At 66.8% G+C, this 14,876-nt stretch carries 13 protein-coding genes; 10 read left to right on the top strand and 3 right to left on the bottom strand.

Translation table 11 applies throughout. The features are described 5' to 3' along the window. The first annotated feature begins 13 nt into the window (after window positions 1–13). On the top strand, window positions 14–1,351 hold the full coding sequence (hflX, locus tag LWE61_RS15615) for a GTPase HflX (protein ID WP_234151683.1): 1,338 nt from the start codon (window positions 14–16) through the stop codon (window positions 1,349–1,351). Next, a complete protein-coding gene (gene corA, locus LWE61_RS15620) occupies window positions 1,348–2,313 on the top strand; it encodes a magnesium/cobalt transporter CorA (RefSeq protein ID WP_234151584.1) in 966 nt (321 codons plus the stop codon). The genes hflX and corA overlap by 4 nt, the downstream gene beginning before the upstream one ends. 3 nt (window positions 2,314–2,316) lie before the next feature. Here the strand turns inward: corA and mazG are convergent, their stop codons facing one another. Then, window positions 2,317–3,066 carry a nucleoside triphosphate pyrophosphohydrolase gene (gene mazG, locus LWE61_RS15625; RefSeq protein ID WP_234151585.1) on the bottom strand — a complete coding sequence of 250 codons (750 nt, stop codon included), beginning with the start codon at window positions 3,064–3,066 and terminating at the stop codon, window positions 2,317–2,319. 185 nt (window positions 3,067–3,251) lie between these two features. Between mazG and LWE61_RS15630 the strand changes: the two genes are divergently transcribed. The 4 genes from LWE61_RS15630 to LWE61_RS15645 are packed head-to-tail and all read left to right on the top strand — an operon-like array spanning window position 3,252 to window position 7,491. Next, window positions 3,252–4,376 carry a fumarylacetoacetate hydrolase family protein gene (locus tag LWE61_RS15630; RefSeq protein WP_234151586.1) on the top strand — a complete coding sequence of 375 codons (1,125 nt, stop codon included), beginning with the start codon at window positions 3,252–3,254 and terminating at the stop codon, window positions 4,374–4,376. Continuing rightward, the gene (locus tag LWE61_RS15635; protein WP_234151587.1) at window positions 4,373–5,137 is read left to right on the top strand and encodes an SDR family NAD(P)-dependent oxidoreductase; all 765 of its coding nucleotides are present in this window, start codon (window positions 4,373–4,375) and stop codon (window positions 5,135–5,137) included. Before LWE61_RS15630 ends, LWE61_RS15635 begins: the two co-directional genes overlap by 4 nt. 54 nt (window positions 5,138–5,191) lie before the next feature. After that, on the top strand, window positions 5,192–6,646 hold the full coding sequence (locus tag LWE61_RS15640) for a sugar porter family MFS transporter (protein WP_267961757.1): 1,455 nt from the start codon (window positions 5,192–5,194) through the stop codon (window positions 6,644–6,646). Continuing rightward, window positions 6,643–7,491 carry an aldose 1-epimerase gene (locus LWE61_RS15645; protein WP_234151588.1) on the top strand — a complete coding sequence of 283 codons (849 nt, stop codon included), beginning with the start codon at window positions 6,643–6,645 and terminating at the stop codon, window positions 7,489–7,491. Before LWE61_RS15640 ends, LWE61_RS15645 begins: the two co-directional genes overlap by 4 nt. Before the next feature lie 3 nt (window positions 7,492–7,494). On the opposite strand, the gene LWE61_RS15650 is transcribed toward LWE61_RS15645, so the two are convergent. Next, window positions 7,495–8,565, bottom strand: a complete 1,071-nt coding sequence (locus LWE61_RS15650) for a LacI family DNA-binding transcriptional regulator (protein ID WP_234151589.1) — start codon at window positions 8,563–8,565, stop codon at window positions 7,495–7,497. A 27-nt stretch (window positions 8,566–8,592) separates the two neighbouring features. Beyond that, window positions 8,593–8,745, bottom strand: coding sequence for a hypothetical protein (locus tag LWE61_RS15655; protein ID WP_234151590.1), 153 nt, complete (start codon window positions 8,743–8,745; stop codon window positions 8,593–8,595). Between the two features lie 62 nt (window positions 8,746–8,807). Here LWE61_RS15655 and LWE61_RS15660 point away from each other — a divergent pair, with 62 nt between their 5' ends. From LWE61_RS15660 to LWE61_RS15675, 4 genes are all read left to right on the top strand, one after another. Beyond that, on the top strand, window positions 8,808–10,376 hold the full coding sequence (locus LWE61_RS15660; protein ID WP_234151591.1) for an alkaline phosphatase D family protein: 1,569 nt from the start codon (window positions 8,808–8,810) through the stop codon (window positions 10,374–10,376). Window positions 10,377–10,616: 240 nt separating this feature from the next. Next, window positions 10,617–12,995: a TonB-dependent receptor gene (locus LWE61_RS15665; RefSeq protein ID WP_234151592.1), complete on the top strand. Its 2,379-nt coding sequence runs from the start codon at window positions 10,617–10,619 to the stop codon at window positions 12,993–12,995. A gap of 290 nt (window positions 12,996–13,285) precedes the next feature. Further along, window positions 13,286–13,720, top strand: coding sequence for an MAPEG family protein (locus LWE61_RS15670; protein ID WP_234151593.1), 435 nt, complete (start codon window positions 13,286–13,288; stop codon window positions 13,718–13,720). A 49-nt stretch (window positions 13,721–13,769) separates the two neighbouring features. Next, window positions 13,770–14,738 carry a sugar phosphate isomerase/epimerase family protein gene (locus LWE61_RS15675; protein ID WP_234151594.1) on the top strand — a complete coding sequence of 323 codons (969 nt, stop codon included), beginning with the start codon at window positions 13,770–13,772 and terminating at the stop codon, window positions 14,736–14,738. Window positions 14,739–14,876: the final 138 nt, after the last annotated feature.

Here is a 14,876-nt window from a genome sequence, read left to right on the forward strand (position 1 = left end):
AGGATATTTAGGCATTTCGACCTTTTCAGAACGTGAGGAAGTGTCGCGCGGTGCGCGTGCCATTGTCGTTCATGCGGACCTTGGCAGCCGCCACGACCGCGACCTCGACGCCCGGCTGGAGGAGGCGAGGGGCCTTGCCCGCGCCATAGGCCTCGACGTGGTGGATACCAAGGCGTATCGCGTCCGCCAGTCCCGCCCCGCGACCCTGTTCGGCGCGGGCCAGGCGGACGAGATCGCCACTCTGGTCCTCCAGAATGAGGCGGAACTGGTGGTGGTCGACAACGGCCTGACCCCGGTCCAGCAGAGCAACCTCGAAAAACTGTGCAATGCGAAGGTGATCGACCGGACCGGCCTGATCCTCGAAATCTTTGGCGAGCGGGCCGCGACCGCCGAAGGGCGATTGCAGGTCGAATTGGCCCATCTCGATTATCAGGCGGGCCGCCTTGTCCGCAGTTGGACCCATCTGGAGCGGCAGCGCGGCGGTTTCGGCTTCCTCGGCGGTCCCGGCGAAACGCAGATCGAGGCGGATCGCCGCATGATCCGCGACCGCATGGCCCGCATCCGCCGTGAACTGGAGCAGGTGACGCGCACCCGCGCACTCCACCGCGAACGCCGCCGCCGCGCGCCATGGCCGGTGATCGCCCTGGTCGGCTACACCAATGCGGGCAAATCCACCCTGTTCAACCGGCTGACCGGGGCAAAGGTCGTCGCGCAGGACATGCTGTTCGCGACGCTCGACCCCACCATGCGCGCCATCCGCCTGCCGGGCATCGACAAGGCTATTCTGTCCGACACGGTGGGCTTTGTCTCCGACCTGCCGACGCAGTTGATCGCGGCCTTCCGCGCCACGCTGGAGGAGGTGGTGGCCGCCGACCTGATCCTGCACGTCCGCGACATCGCCCACCCGGACAGCGACGCGCAGCGCGACGATGTGGTCGACGTGTTGCAGGAGCTGGGCCTCGCCGACCCGGAGGCGCCCGACGCCCCGGACGGACCGCATATCCTGGAGGTCTGGAACAAGATCGACCTGCTGCCCGCCGACGACCTGCCCGTCATCCGCGAGCGCGCGGGGCGGGAGGATGCCGTGCTGATCTCCGCCGCGGAGGGCGAGGGGGTGGAGCCGCTGACGCTGGCCATCCGCGACCGGCTGCTCAAGGATCTGGGCCTGCACAGCCTGTTGCTGGGCGAGAGCGACGGCGCGGCGCTGGCCTGGCTGCATGAACATGGCGATGTGCTGGCCACCGATGCGCGGGAGGATGGCCGGATCGCCATCGACGTGCGGCTGAGCGGCGCCGAATATGCGCGCTTCCTCTCCCGCTTTGGCGCGGGAGCGACGGAGGACGGCGCATGACGATCATCGCCGCCGTCCATTATGAGGAGGGCGCGCCGGCCGCCCGCATCGACATTACCGACGGAACCGCGCCCGCAACCGGTTTCGACTGGATCGGCCTGTTCCAGCCGAGCGCGGAGGAGATGGCCGCCGTCGCGCGCCGCTATGGCCTGCACCCGCTTGCGGTGGAGGATGCGGTCAACGGCCGCCAGATGCCGAAGCTGGAAAGCTATGGCCAGCAACTGTTCCTGATCGCCCGCACGGCCAGCCTTGTCGATGGCAACGGCCATATCGACTATGGCGAGACGGCGATCTTTCTGGGGCGCAGCTTCATCATCACGGTCCGCCATGGCTCCGCACGCAGCCATACCCGGCTGCGTGAGCAACTGGAGACGTCGCCCAACCTGCTGGGCCATGGTCCCGACTATGTGCTGCACGCTATCCTCGACTATATCGTCGACGGCTATTTCCCCATCGTCAACACGATCGAGGAGGATGTGCTGGCGATGGAGGATCGCCTGCTGGAGGGCTATCTGCAACGTGAGGATGTGGTGAGCCTGTTCACCCTGCGCCATGATGTGGTGCGGTTCCAGCGGGTTCTGGGACCGATGCAGGAGGTCGCGCGGCGGCTGGTGAACCTGGAGTTTCCCTGTATCGACCAGAATACCATGCCCTATTTCCGCGACGTTCTGGACCATGTCCTGCGCGCGGAATATCGGGTGACGGGCCTGCGCGAAGTCCTGTCCTCCGCCATCGAGACCAGCAATCTGGTGGAGCAGCAGCGGCAGGGTGAAATCACGCGGCAACTGGCGGCATGGGCGGCGATCCTCGCCGTGCCGACCGCTATCGCGGGCATTTACGGCATGAACTTCGACATCATGCCGGAACTGCGCTGGAAATATGGCTATTTCGCCGTCATCGGCCTGATGGCGGTGGTGTGCGGCACGCTGTATCGCCGGTTCAAGAAGAGCGGCTGGCTTTAGCGCCTACAGGCCGCGCCGTTTCGCCTCGCTCCACAAGGCCTCCTTCTCGTCGAGGCTGAGCGCCGCAAAACCCTCCCCGGCCAGTTCTTCCATCATGCGGAAACGGCGCTCGAACTTCGCATTGGCGCGGCGCAGCGCCACCTCCGGGTCCACGCCGCGATGGCGGACCAGATTGACGACGGCGAAGAGCAGGTCGCCCGCCTCATCCTCCGTCTCGTCCGGGGTCGCGGCGGCGTCCAGTTCCGCCACCTCTTCCGCGATCTTGGCCTTCACCCCTTGTGTATCCGGCCAGTCGAAGCCGGTCCGGGCGGCGCGTTTCTGGAGCTTCAGGGTGCGCAGCAGGGCGGGCAGGGCGACCGCGACGCCATCCAGCGCGCCCGCCGATCCTGCCGCCTTGCGCTCCTCCTCCTTGATGCTCTCCCACCCCGGCGTCGGGGCGTCGTCCTCAAACACATGGGGATGCCGCCGGATCATCTTGCCGGTGATGCCCGCAATGACATCCGCCAGCGTAAAGGCGCCCTGTTCCTCCGCCATCCGGCTGTGGAACACGACCTGAAGGAGGAGGTCGCCCAGCTCGTCGCGCAGGCCGGGCAGATCGTGCCGCTCGATGGCGTCGGCCACCTCATAGGCTTCCTCGATCGTATAGGGCGCGATGCTGGCGAAATCCTGCGCCACGTCCCACGCGCAACCCTGGTCGGGATCGCGCAGCCGCGCCATGACCTGCGCCAGGGGGGTGATGTCCGGTTCGTTCATGGGAGGGGTGCGCCGATCGTTCAGGAGAGGTTCCGCCTTTAGGCAGGCCGGGCCGCCTCGGCAATCTCCCGCGCTCCATGGCGGGTCGCGTTCCCAGCCGCACGGGGGAGGCTTTACAGCCCCGCCGAAGAGATGATAGCGTTACCATAACTGATAATCCCATCATCCCAACATCAGGAGAGCGCATGTCCGGTCATTCGATAGATCCCGATTCCCATCTGGCCGGGGACTGGCGGACGGGCCGGTTCGTCGGGCGGTTCGAGACGGCGCAGGGACCGTCGCCCTTCCTGCTGATCGACGGGCAGGCGCATGACATGTCCGCGGTCGCGCCCACCGTCTCCGCGCTGGTGGAGCGGGGCGATTTCAGCGGGGCGGGCGGGCGCGTGCTCGGCGATTTCGCGGATCTGGACCTGCCGCTGCTCAGCCCTGTCGACCTGCAATGCGTCAAGGCGTGTGGCGTGACCTTTGCCCTCTCCGCTATCGAGCGTGTGATCGAGGAACGGGCGCGGGGCGACGCCCAGGCCGCGCAGGCCCTTCGTGCGCGGCTGGAGGAGCGGATCGGTGGGACGATCCGCTCCGTCGTCCCCGGATCGGCCGAGGCGGAGGCGCTGAAGCAGGCGCTGATCGAGGATGGCGTCTGGTCGCAATATCTGGAGGTCGCCATCGGCCCGGACGCGGAAGTCTTTACCAAGGCCCCGGTGCTGGCCACCATGGGCAACGGGCAGGACATCGGCATCCGCTCCGATTCCACCTGGAACAACCCGGAGCCGGAAATCGTGCTGCTGGTTGACAGCCGGGGGCAGGCGGTCGGCGCCACTTTGGGCAATGACGTCAACCTGCGCGATTTCGAGGGGCGATCGGCCCTGCTGCTGGGCAAGGCGAAGGACAACAACGCCTCCTGCTCGCTCGGCCCGCTGGTCCGCCTGTTCGACGACTACTTCACGCTGGACGACGTGCGACAGGCGGAAGTGGACCTGCTGATCGAGGGGCCGGACAATTACCGGCTGGAGGGGCGCAGCAGCATGAACCAGATCAGCCGCGATCCGCTGGAACTGGTGCGCCAGACGTTGAGCGAGCATCAATATCCCGATGGGTTCGCGCTGTTCCTCGGCACTCTCTTCGCGCCGGTGCAGGACCGGGACGAGGCCGGTCGCGGCTTTACCCACAAGGTCGGCGATGTGGTGAGCATCAGCACGCCGCGCATCGGCCGCCTCGTCAACCGGGTGGTGACGTCGCGGGATGCCGCGCCATGGTCGCAGGGGATCGGCGCGCTGATGGCCAATCTCGCCGGTCGGGGCCTGCTGGCATGAGCGGCCGGGCGATCTACCCCAGCCTGTCGGGCAAGCGGGTCGTCGTCACCGGCGGCGGCAGCGGCATCGGCGCGGGTCTGGTGGAGGCGTTCGTGGCGCAGGGTGCGCGCGTCGCCTTTCTCGACGTGGTGGAGGACGCATCCCGCGCGCTGGTCGACCGGATCGGGGCGGGCGCGGCCCATGCGCCGGTCTTTCACCCTTGCGACCTGCGCGACCTCGACGCGCTGGGCCATGTCATGCAGCGGATCGTGGCGAGCTTTGGCGCGGTGGACATCCTCGTCAACAATGCGGCCAGCGACGACCGCCACACCGTCGACGCTATCACGCCCGCCTATTGGGACGAGCGGATGGCGGTCAACCTGCGCCATCTTTTCTTCGCGGCGCAGGCGGTGGTGCCCGGCATGAAGGCGGGCGGCGGCGGCGTCATCCTCAACCTCGGCTCGATCAGCTGGCACCTCGCCCTGCCCGAACTGCTGCTTTACGAAACCGCCAAGGCGGGGATAGAGGGCATGACGCGGGCGATGGCGCGTGATCTGGGCCGCGACGGCATCCGGGTCAACAGCGTCATCCCCGGCAATGTCCAGACACCCCGGCAGGAACAATGGTACACGCCGGAGGGCGAGGCGGAGATCGTCGCCGCCCAATGCCTGAACGGTCGGGTGCAGCCGGAGGATGTGGCCGCGCTCATCCTGTTCCTGGCGTCCGACGATGCGCGCATGTGCACGGGCCATGATTATTGGGTCGATGCGGGCTGGCGGTGACAGCCGCCGCTATGCTTAATGGCGAAACGACTTAACAGGGAGGGGGATGCGACCATGACCATCGGGACGCAGGAACAGGCCCGTCAGCAAGAGGACAGTCAGCAAGAAGGCCGTCTGGCGCAGGTCAACATGGCGTTCATCGCCGCCATCGTCGCGGTCGCGACCATCGGCGGCTTCATGTTCGGCTATGACAGCGGCGTCATCAACGGTACGCAGGAGGGGCTGGAGAAGGCGTTCGACCTCTCCAAGCTGGGCACGGGCCTCAATGTCGGCGCGATCCTGATCGGCTGTGCGGTCGGCGCGTTCCTGGCGGGGCGGCTGTCCGACCGTTTCGGGCGGCGCGGCGTGATGATGATCGCGGCGGTTCTGTTCCTCGTCAGCGCGCTGATCGCGGGAGCCGCACCCTCGTCCGCCATCTTCATTCTGGGTCGCCTGCTTGGTGGGCTGGGCGTCGGCGCGGCCAGCGTGCTGTCCCCCGTCTATATCAGCGAGGTGACGCCCGCCGAAATCCGGGGCCGTCTCTCCTCCGTGCAGCAGGTGATGATCATCACCGGCCTGACTGGCGCGTTCCTCGCCAATTATGCGCTGGCGCATAGTGCGGGCGGGTCGCAGGGGCTGCTCTGGGGTGGCTATCCGGCCTGGCGCTGGATGTTCTGGATGCAGGTCATCCCGGCGGCGGTCTATTTCCTCGCCCTGCTTGCCATCCCGGAAAGCCCGCGCTTCCTGATCCTGCGCGGGCGCGATGCGGAGGCGCTGGCCGTGCTGACCCGCCTGTTCGGCCGGGACGCGGCGGTGCGCAAGGTGGCGGATGTCCGTGCGACCCTGATCCAGGATCACCGGCCCCGGCTGGCCGACCTGAAAGACCCCGCCACCGGCCGGCTGCGCCCTATCGTCTGGGCGGGCGTGATGCTGGCGATCTTCCAGCAGTTCGTGGGCATCAACATCGTCTTCTATTATGGATCGGTGCTGTGGCAGTCGGTGGGGTTCAGCGAGGATGACGCGCTGGCGACCAACATCATCTCCGGCTTCGTCTCCATCGCGGCCTGCGTCGCCACCCTGTTCCTGGTCGATCGGGTCGGGCGCAAACCGCTGCTGCTGATCGGATCGGCGGGCATGGCGGTGACGCTGGCGGCGATGGCCTATGCCTTCTCCACCGGCACATTCGACGCGGCGGGCAAGCTGGCGCTGGCGCCGGGGATCGGCCGCATCGCCTTCATCAGCGCGCTGGCCTATTCAGCTTTGTTCAACCTGAGCTGGGGACCGATCATGTGGGTAATGCTGGGCGAGATGTTCCCGACGCAGATCCGCGGGTCGGCGCTGGCCGTGGCGGGGTTCGCGCAATGGACCGCCAATTTCGCCATTTCGGTCAGCTTTCCGGCCTTGCTGGCCAATGTCGGCCTGCCGCTGACCTACAGCTTCTATGCCGCGTCCGCTTTCATCTCCTTCTTCCTGGTGCAGCGCCTGATCCATGAGACGGCGGGGCGGGAGCTGGAGGATATGGCCGGGTGACGGACATTGCTCTGGCGGCAGGGGCGTGGCGGATGGCGCTGCGTCCGGGGGCGGGCGGCCTCATCACCCGCCTCGACCATGGCGACCGGCCCGTGCTGAGGCCGATGGCCGCGGGGCAGGACGATCCGCTGGCCGCCAGCAGCTTTCCACTGGTGCCTTACGCCAATCGCATCGCCCATGGCCGCTTCCGGGCGCAGGGGCGGGATCATCGCCTGCCGCGCAATTTCGGCGATCATCCGCACAGCCTGCACGGTCTGGGCTGGCACCGCCCATGGACGGTGGAGCATCAGGATGCGACCTCCGCCCGCTTTCTCCATCGCCATGACGGCGGGGCGGGGTGGCCGTGGCGCTACCGGGCGGAGCAAAGGCTGGCGCTCGGCCCCGCCGGGCTGAAGGCGCAGATCACCCTGACCAATGAGGATACAGAGGCCATGCCCGCCGGGCTGGGCTTCCATCCCTATTTCGCCTGCGGTGCGGAAACGCGAGTGCGGTTCCTGTCCGCCGCCGTGTGGGACGCCGATGCCGACTGCCTCCCGACGCAGCGCCTGCCCGCCGATTATTTCGGGGACTGGACCGACGGCGCGCCGATCCGGGGCGATACGCTGATCGACCATGCCTATGATGGCTGGCGGGGCAGCGTGTGGATCGACCATGGCGACGGCGCGCGCTATCATCTGACAGCCACAGGCGCGCCTTGGCTTCATCTCTACCGTCCGCCGGGGCTGGATTTCTTCTGCGCGGAGCCGGTGAGCCATGGGCCGGACGCCATCAACCGGGGGGGTATGCCCCTGCTCGCGCCGGGCGAGGCGCAGGTGCTGACCATGCGGATCAGCGCAGGGGACTGACGCTCAAGCCGGGGTTTCCGCCGGGGGCGGGGCGTCCGACTGGCGGCGCACCAGCCTATGGTCGACCAGCACATGGCGCGCATCCGCCGCGATCGGCGTGCGGGCGCGAATGTCCCGCACCAGCATCTCCACCGCGATCCGCGCCATCTGCGCGGTCGGCTGGCGGATCGTGCTAAGCTCCGGCCAGATGGTCGTCGCCAGCGCCGTATCGTCAAACCCGCATATGCTGAGGTCGCCCGGCACATCCAGCCCGCGCCGGTGCGCGATGGCGACCGCCGCCGCCGCCATGTCGTCGTTACTGGCGAATATGGCGGTGGGCCGGGGCGATGCGTTCAGCAGATGCGCGGCGGCGGCCAGCCCGGACCGATAGGTGAAATCCCCCTCCGCCACCCATTGCGCGCCGCCATCCAGCCTTTCATCACCCAGCCCGCAGTCGGCCAGCGCCGCGCGATAACCGCGCAGCCGCTCGCCACTGGCGCTGAGGTTGGCGTTGCCGGTGATGAAGCCGATGCGTCGATGGCCCAGCGTGGCGAGATGGCGCGTCATCGCATAGGCCGCAGCCTGATCGTCGATGCCGACCGACAGCGCCCATTCCGGTGCCTTGCCGGTCGCGACGGCGACGACGGGAATGGCGGCGGCCTGCAACACACTCAGGATCGGTCCCGAATCGCACAGCGGCGGGGGCAGGACGATGCCGTCTATGCGCCCCTCGACGAGGTGCGTGACGGCCTCCACGTCCCGTTCATCCGCGCATTTCTCCACCACCAGTTGCACATTGCTGCGACTGGCCGCGTCCAGGCTGCCCATCAGGAAGTCGCTGAGATAGGCGAAGCTGGGATTGCTGTGGAGCAGGCCGATGCGGATCTGCTCGCCCCCGGCCAGCGCGCGGGCGGCGGCGCTGGGGGCATAGCGCAGCTCCGCGATGGCCGCCTCCACCTTTTCGCGGGTGGAAGGGCGGACATTGGCCTCCTGATTGATGACGCGCGATACCGTCATGGCGGATACGCCCGCGGCGGCGGCCACGTCGCCGATGGTTGGCCCCTTGTGCCGCTTGCGTCCCGTGCGCCGTACCAATGCCCTTTGTCCCCCGCCGATCCGGTCTCACCCGATCCGTATCGCGAGCATCCACAGCTTTGGCGGCATGAAGTCAATGGCCGAAAGCCCCGTCACCGCCTCGCCCCCCACCCGGCGATCCGGGTCGACTGTCGCAATAGCGCAACATTCACGGCCCATGGCGCAGGCGATCATTTCCATTGCGGTGCCACCCTTGACGCGGGGATAAGGGCCGCCGCCCTCCCGAACCCAAGGATCATGGCATGACCTTCCCCCTCAACCGTCGCCAATGGCTTGCCGGCGCGGGCGTTTCCGCCGCCATCCTGAGCATGGGCGCACGGGCGGCGGGGCTGGGGCCGGACCGGCTGTTCACGTTGGGCGTCGCGTCAGGGGAGCCTCTTCCCGATGGCGTGCTGCTGTGGACCCGCCTCGCGCCCGCGCCGTTGCAGGGCGATGGCGGCATGCCGTCCCGGTCGGTGCCGGTCCGATGGCAGGTGGCGGCGGACGAGGGCTTTGCCCGGATCGTCGCATCCGGCACGGCCCGCGCTCGCCCGGAATGGGGCCACAGCGTCCATGTCGCCGTGTCGGGCCTCCAGCCCGGTCGCCCCTATTGGTATCGCTTCATCGCCAATGGCGAGGAAAGCCCCATCGGTCGCACGCGCACCGCCCCCGCACGCGGCGCGGCGGTGGAGCGGCTCCGCGTCTGCTTCGCCTCCTGCCAGAAATATGAGGCGGGCCATTATGCGGCGTGGCGGCATATGGTGGCGGAGGAGCCGGATCTGATCCTGTTCCTGGGCGATTATATCTATGAAGGCGCGCCCAATCCGAAAAATGCGGTGCGGCTGCACCAGAACCCCGAACCTGTGGACCTTGCGGGCTATCGGGTGCGCTATGCCACCTACAAGCTCGACCCGCTTTTGCAGGGCGCGCACCATGCCGCGCCATGGGCGGTGACATGGGACGATCATGAGGTCGCCAATGATTATGGCAGCGCGCTGGACGAGAATAACAGCGATCCGGCCCGTTTCCTGCGCCGCCGCGCCGCCGCCTATCAGGCCTATTATGAGCATCTGCCGTTGCGCCCCGCCCAGCGTCCGCATGGGCCGGACATGCAGCTTTATCGCACCCTCGACTGGGGACGGCTGGCGCAGTTCCAGATCGTCGACGACCGCCAGTATCGCGGCGCGCGCGCCTGCCAGCCGCCGGAGCTGGTGGCGGCGCACCGGCCCAACCACAGTCTGGTCGCCCCTTGCGCCGACCTGACCGACCCGGCCCGCTCCATGCTGGGCGAGCGGCAGGAACGGTGGCTGCTGGACCGGATCGGCAACAGCGGGGCGCAGTGGAACCTGCTTGCCCAGCAGACGCAGATGCACCCGCAACTGCGCACCGATCCGGCGGCGCCCGGCGGCCCGCTGAAGGTGCCGGTGGACAATTGGGTCGGCTATCCCGTCTCGCGCGATCGCATCCTGCGCCGCTGGGCAGAGGCGGGGACCAGCAACCCCGTCGCGCTGGGCGGGGACATCCACGCCTTTGCCGCCGCCGACCTGCGCCATCCCGACCGGCCCGACGGCGCGCCGGTGGCATCCGAATTTGTCGGCGGCTCCATCTCCTCCCTCAACCTGGACAAGAGTTTCAAGCCCATTGCGAAAGCCGGCGGCGTCGCCTTTGCGGAGAATGAAGTGCGCGGCTATGGCCGCCTCGACATCCGGCCGCAGGGCGCGACCATCCTGTTCCGGGGACTGGCCGATGCGCTGCGGGAGGATTCCGCGATCCGCGACCTCGCCGGTTTCGCGCTGGAGGCGGGACGGCCCGGCCTGCATGTCGAAGGATAATTGCATCCTGCAACGCAATGTCACAATAGATACATAAATCACCCCTAGCGGCGCATCATCGCAAACGCGGTCTGGATAGCCATAACAATGGACCCCGAAAGTCATCATGCCCTGATTTCAGGGCGATGACGCCGTGCGTGCGGCCTATGTTTATCTGGGGATTTCTCGATGCCGTCATTGTTCAGCCGGCCGTTCATCAGGAACGGCGGATACTTCCTGCTGTCTGCTAGTCTTCTTTCCATGACCACCGTTTCCCATGCGGAGATCGCCGCTGCCGCCGACGACGCCGCATCGGATGCGGGCGCATCCGCCGCGGAGTCCGAGTCCGGCACTGAAATCATGGTGCTGGCGCGCAAGCAGTCGGAGAATATCCAGCAGGTTCCGATCCCCATCACCGTCATCACGGCGGGCGAACTGACGCGGCAGAACCTGACCAACTTCACCAACTTCCAGACGAAGTTCCCGGCCTTCTCCGTCTATCTGACCAACCCGAAGCAGCTCAACCTGGGCATCCGCGGCATCGGCAACAATGGTTTCAACACGGACGGCATCGACGGGTCCGTCGGCGTGTTCGTGGACGGCGTCTACACCGGGCGTCAGGGCATGGTGTCGAGTGATTTCAACGACATCGCGGACGTGGAGCTGCTGCGCGGTCCGCAGGGCACGCTGTTCGGCAAGAACACCACGGCGGGCGCGGTCATCATCAACACGCTGCGGCCCGGCAATGATTGGGGCTTTTCGGGCGAGGCCAGCGTCGGCAACTTCCACTTCCGCGAAGTGAAGGGCAGCATCACCGGCCCGCTCATCAAGGACAAGCTGGCCTTCCGACTCTCCGGCTTCTATTCCGACCGCGACGGCACCTACACCAACCTGTTCAACGGCAGCCGCCAGAACGCGCGGCAGGGTTCGGGTATCCGCGCGCAGTTGCTGGCGACGCCGACCGACACTCTCTCCATCCGCCTGATCGGCACGCATGGTCGGCAGGAGTTCAACACCATGTCGCCGGTTGCGCCGTCGGTGTACAACAGCGCGGCGCTTCAGGCGCGCATGGCGGCGGCTGGCTATACGCTCAACGTCTCCAACGCGAAGGACCGGCTGCTCAATATCGACAGCCCGCTCAACGCGCAGACGGAACTGGACGCGGGCAGCGGCGAGATCAATCTGGACCTCGGCTCGGCGGGCACGCTGACCTCGCTGACGGCCTATCAATATTGGTCCTGCTTCACCAACAACGACAATGACTATACGCAGCTGGACGCGATCCGCGACTATGGCTCATGCAACCGCGAGGACCAGTTCAGCCAGGAACTGCGCTGGTCGTCGAAGCGGGGCGAGATGATCGAGGCGACCTTCGGTGGCTTCCTGAGCCGCCAGCGGCTGAAGGTGGACTCCCGTATCCAGTTCGGCGCGCAATATCATATCTTCGCCGCCAACCCCAGCGCGACCGTCTTCACCAACGGCACCGGGGCCAACGCGGGCCGGACATGGGCCAATGGCCTCTACGCCAGCCAGCTGACCGGCGCGGGCTTCCGCAGCTACGCCATGTTCCGCACCAACACGGATGCGGTCTTCGGCAATGTCAGCATCCGCCCGGACAGCGAACGCCGCCTGTCGATCGACCTCGGCCTGCGCTACACTTGGGAGCGCCGCTCGCAGACCTATGACGGCTGGGTGGAGTCCAATCCCGGTGGCCTGTCGCTGGCGCAACTGCGCGCCCTGTCGCCCAGCGGCGCGAACGCCCAGCTCGGATCGGTCGATACCCGCCTCAGCGACAAGGCGCTCTCGGGCGAGGCAGGCGTGAACTATAAGGTCACGCCGGACCTGTTCCTCTATGCGAAATATGCGCGCGGCAACAAGTCCGCGGGCTTCAACCTGCTGCCCTACAACGCCTCCAACCCGGATACGGGCGTGGCCTCGGCCATCGCGCTGGGCGCGAAGCAGACCGTCGCGGGCGAGAAGGCGGACAGCTTCGAGGTCGGCTTCAAGTCCAGCTTCCTCGATCGCAAGGTGCAGTTCAACCTGACCGCCTTCCACACCGTCGTCCGCAACTATCAGGCCAATCAGGCGCAGGGCGCTTCGGCCACCCGCTTCCTCGCCAATGTCGGTTCGCTGACGTCGGACGGCGTGGAGGCGGAACTGGAGACATGGCTGGCCAAGGGCCTGCATACCAAGGGCTTCCTGGGCTATAACCATGCCTTCTACTCGTCCTTCACCAATTCGGTCTGCCCGGCGCAGCTGGCCGCGGCGACGATCTGTGACCTCACCGGCCGTCAGGTCGCATGGGCGCCCAAATGGACGGCCAGCGCGACCGTCGACTATACCCATCCGATCGACGAGAAGACGGAGCTTTACGGTCTGGTCGACGTCAATTGGCGGTCGAAGCAGAACACCACCATCACGCTGGACCCGGCGGCGGAGATCAAGGGGTATGCGCTGGCCAGCGTCCGGGCGGGCGTGCTGGTCGACGATGGCAAATATGACATCCAGCTGTGGGTCGAGAATCTCTTCGACAAGGCCTATTACAACAATCTGCTCGGCCTGACGCGCGGCACCGGCGTGGTGCAGGGCTATCCCGGCAATCCGCGCACCTGGGGCGTGACCACCCGCGTCAAGATCTGACCGGCCCGGTTTATCCGCCTGGCGGATAAAGGGCAGGGCGGACTGGCCATCGGCCATGATGCAGTGCACAACGACCTTGCCTTTCAGGCATCCTCTCCTAAAAACTCGCAAGGGTCGCCCATCACGGGCGGCCCTTTTTTTGTGCGCGTGACCCAATGGCGGCAGGGGCAATAGGCCGATACCGCCTTTTGTATGCGTAATAAGGCTTGCACCCCGACGCCGGGCGGGCAATCTCTCCGCCATGGAATCCGGCGGGCCGGGATCGCGCCGCAGAAGAAGGGGAGAGGGACATGAGCGAGGCCATCAATCCGGTGGGCATCTTCGTGCCGGTGCTGGTCATCGTCGCGCTGACCTTTGTTGCCTTCGTGCGGATGGCGGCGGCGCGGGCGGCGGCGGTCAGGGCCGGGCAGGATCCCGCCTATTACCGCGCGCATCTCGGCACCCCGGAACCGGAAGCGACCGTCGCGGCGGTGCGCCATTATGGCAATTTGTTCGAACTGCCCGTGCTCTTCTACACCGGCTGCCTGACGGCCTTCGTGCTGGGCGCAGTGAGCGGATGGACGCTGCTTTTCGCATGGGGCTATGTCGCGGGGCGGGTGGTGCAGAGCCTCGTCCACCTGACCGCCAACAATCCCGCCCATCGCGGGCTGGGCTTCGTGGTCGGCATGTTCTTCATCATCGCGCTCTGGGTCAATCTGGCGCTGGCCATCTTCGCCCGGCTCTGATGCCGGTTCCTTCTTTCACCATCACCCGCACTTTCTGGGGACATGACCGATGACGATACACCTCGACCGCCGCGCCCTTCTGGCCTCCCTTGCGACGGGGGGCGCGATGGCCGCGCTGGGCGGCCATGCCATTGCCGCGTCCCGCAAGCCCTTCTTCGCGCGTGTCGGCCTGCCCATCGGCCTGCAACTCTACACGCTGGGGGACGAGCCGAAGAAGGATCTCGACGGCACGCTGACCCGGATCGCCGCGATCGGCTATCGCGAGATCGAACTGCCCGAACTTTATGGCAAGACCCCGGCGCAGTTTCGCGCGGCGGCGGACAAGGCGGGCGTGAAGCCCAGTTGCATGCATCTGGCGGTCGGCGGCATGGCGACGGGAGCGGCCCTGTCGCTGAACAGCGCGCCGCAGCGCATTGCGGACGATCTGGGTACGCTGGGTATCCGCCAGGCCGTGCTGCCCATCGTCCCCTTCCCGGAGGGCATGAAGCCGCGCCCCGGCGAGAATTTCTTCGCGACGATCAGCCGCTCGCTGGCGGAGGGCGGGGCGGATTACTGGAAACGCACCGCCGCGCAGTTGAACGAGAAGGCGGCGGCGCTGAAACCACATGGCATCTCGCTCGGCTACCACAATCATAATGTCGAGTTCATGAAGGTGGGAGAGGGCACGGCGTGGGATATATTGGTTCGCGAGACCGATCCGGCGCTGGTGTCCTTCGAGGTGGACATAGGCTGGATCGCCGCCGCCGGGCTGGACCCCGTGGCCTTCCTGCGCCGGCACAAGGGGCGGGTGCGGCAATTGCATGTCAAGGATCTGAAGGCCTCGACCAAGGTGAACACCGTCCTGTCCATGGACCCGGCGGAAGTGGGATCGGGCAAGCAGGACTGGGCGCGCATCCTGCCCGCCGCCTATGACGCCGGGGTCAGGAATTTCTATGTGGAGCAGGAACCGCCCTTCGTCATCCCGCGCATGGACGCGGTGGAGAAATCCTTCGCCTATCTGTCGAAGCTCGTTGCCTAGAGCGTTTTCCAGGCAGGTGGAATCACCGGCTGACTCGGGAAACGCGCCAAACCAAAAACTGAGAGCAGCCGGTCCGATGCAATCGGATCGGAAACGGCTCTAAAGGACGGTCGCGTCAGGCCCGGCCAGTCACGAGGT

Source organism: Sphingobium sufflavum (assembly GCF_021403115.1).
Classification (GTDB): domain Bacteria; phylum Pseudomonadota; class Alphaproteobacteria; order Sphingomonadales; family Sphingomonadaceae; genus Sphingobium; species Sphingobium sufflavum.

What these genes read in the sequence shown, in the direction of transcription:
- LWE61_RS15630 (WP_234151586.1), top strand. Translation starts at nt 3,252, where the DNA reads ATGTCCGGTCATTCGATAGATCCCGATTCCCATCTGGCCGGGGACTGG.
- LWE61_RS15660 (WP_234151591.1), top strand. Translation starts at nt 8,808, where the DNA reads ATGACCTTCCCCCTCAACCGTCGCCAATGGCTTGCCGGCGCGGGCGTT.
- LWE61_RS15635 (WP_234151587.1), top strand. Translation starts at nt 4,373, where the DNA reads ATGAGCGGCCGGGCGATCTACCCCAGCCTGTCGGGCAAGCGGGTCGTC.
- LWE61_RS15675 (WP_234151594.1), top strand. Translation starts at nt 13,770, where the DNA reads ATGACGATACACCTCGACCGCCGCGCCCTTCTGGCCTCCCTTGCGACG.
- LWE61_RS15640 (WP_267961757.1), top strand. Translation starts at nt 5,192, where the DNA reads ATGACCATCGGGACGCAGGAACAGGCCCGTCAGCAAGAGGACAGTCAG.
- LWE61_RS15655 (WP_234151590.1), bottom strand. Translation starts at nt 8,745, where the DNA reads ATGGAAATGATCGCCTGCGCCATGGGCCGTGAATGTTGCGCTATTGCG.
- LWE61_RS15670 (WP_234151593.1), top strand. Translation starts at nt 13,286, where the DNA reads ATGAGCGAGGCCATCAATCCGGTGGGCATCTTCGTGCCGGTGCTGGTC.
- LWE61_RS15665 (WP_234151592.1), top strand. Translation starts at nt 10,617, where the DNA reads ATGACCACCGTTTCCCATGCGGAGATCGCCGCTGCCGCCGACGACGCC.
- mazG (WP_234151585.1), bottom strand. Translation starts at nt 3,066, where the DNA reads ATGAACGAACCGGACATCACCCCCCTGGCGCAGGTCATGGCGCGGCTG.
- corA (WP_234151584.1), top strand. Translation starts at nt 1,348, where the DNA reads ATGACGATCATCGCCGCCGTCCATTATGAGGAGGGCGCGCCGGCCGCC.